This is a genomic window from Allobosea sp. (assembly GCF_036675845.1).
Taxonomy (GTDB): Bacteria; Pseudomonadota; Alphaproteobacteria; order Rhizobiales; family Beijerinckiaceae; genus Allobosea.
The window spans coordinates 1-1,687 of record NZ_JAKFED010000167.1; the positions used below are offsets into that span (position 1 = coordinate 1).

A 1,687-nucleotide genomic window follows, 5' to 3' on the forward strand; every position below is an offset into this window, starting at 1 on the left:
GACGCCGCAGGACCTGGCCCTGCTCGATGCCCGCCGCGGCGTCGCCATGTTCAGGAAGGTCGAGGTGCCGATCCTCGGCATCGTCGAGAACATGAGCTATTTCGTCTGCCCGGAATGCGGCCATCGCTCCGACATCTTCGCCCATGGCGGGGCGCGGCACGAGGCGGAGCGGCAGGGCGTGCCCTTCCTCGGCGAGATTCCGCTGGCGATGCCGATCCGCGAGACCTCCGATGGCGGCCGGCCGATCGTCGCCAGCGACCCCGACAGCGCCCATGCCAAGGCCTATCTCGCGATCGCGCGTCAGGTTCAGGCGGGCTTGAGCGGACCGGCGCGCGCGGCGCCGCGCATCGTCGTCGAGTAGCGCGGAGCCCCTCGACACCGCTCCATCGTCATTGCGAGGAGCGAAGCGACGAAGCAATCCAGGGGGACGTCGAGCGAGCCCTTCTGGATTGCTTCGCTTACTGTTCAGTCCGGGGAGATCGCTTACAGCTGTTCGGGGAGATGGATGACACCTTTTGAGGGGTTTTGGATGGGCCTTTTGGAGGGCCGTCCATGCCGTGGCTGGAGGTATCGTCCATGGATCAGCGCCGCGAGTTCGTGCGGCTTGCGCAGCAGGAGGGCGTGAACCGGCGGGAGCTGTGCCGGCGGTTCGGGATCAGTGCGCAGACCGGGTACAAATGGCTGCGCCGGCACGCGGCGGGCGACGAGGAGCTGGCCGACCGCTCGCGCCGGCCGCAGACGAGCCCGGGGCGCAGCGCGGCGGCGATCGAGGCGCGGGTGGTCGGGCTGCGCGAGGCCCATCCGGCCTGGGGCGCCCGCAAGATCGCGCGCTGCCTGGCGCGGGCCGGGCATGCGGTTCCGGCGGTCTCGACGGTGCATGCGATCCTGCGCCGGCATGGGCTGGTCGCACCGCCCGCCGGCCAGCCGGGCCAGCCCTATCGGCGCTTCGAGATGGCGGCGCCGAACCTGCTCTGGCAGATGGACTTCAAGGGCCATGTCGGGCTCGGCGACGGCCAGGCCTGCCATCCGCTGACGGTGATCGACGATCATTCGCGCTTCGCCCTGTGCCTGGCCGCCTGCGCCGACGAGCGCGGCGCCACGGTCCAGGCGCATCTGGAGCGGGTCTTTCGCCGCTATGGCCTGCCCGAAGCGCTCTTCGTCGACAATGGCGGGCCCTGGGGCTACACCCAGGCCGAGCCCTGGACCAGGCTCGGCGTCTGGCTGCTCAAGCATGGCGTCGGCGTGATCCACGCCAGGCCCTATCATCCCCAGAGCCGCGGCAAGAACGAACGCTTCCACCGCTCGCTCAAGGCCGAGGTCTTCGCCTGCGCCCGCTTCCAAAACCTCGCCGGCGCCCAGCGCGCCCTCGAGCGCTGGCGCGATGTCTACAATCTCGAGCGCCCCCATGAGGCGCTGGGCCTCGCGGTGCCCGCCAGCCGCTACCGGCCGAGCAGCAGGGCCATGCCCGACCGCACGCCCGAGATCGCCTATGACACGCACGAGATCGTCCGCACCGTCTCCTCGACCAAAGCCTATGTCAGCTTCAAGGGCCGCCTCTGGAAAGTCCCCCAGGCCTTCTGCGGCGAACGCCTCGCCATCCGCCCCCGCTCAACCGATGGACGCTACGGCGTCTTCTTCGCCGCCCACCGCATCGCGACCATCGACTTGACCGACACCCAAACCGTCA

2 protein-coding genes are annotated in these 1,687 nt (G+C 69.9%); both read left to right on the forward strand.

The window, feature by feature from the left end:
* A partial coding sequence (locus tag V6M56_RS18345) for a P-loop NTPase (protein WP_332685616.1) occupies positions 1-361 on the forward strand: 361 nt, incomplete at its 5' end.
* 191 nt (positions 362-552) lie between these two features.
* Positions 553-1,687 (forward strand): IS481 family transposase (locus tag V6M56_RS18350; RefSeq protein ID WP_332685618.1); only part of this gene is annotated, 1,135 nt, incomplete at its 3' end.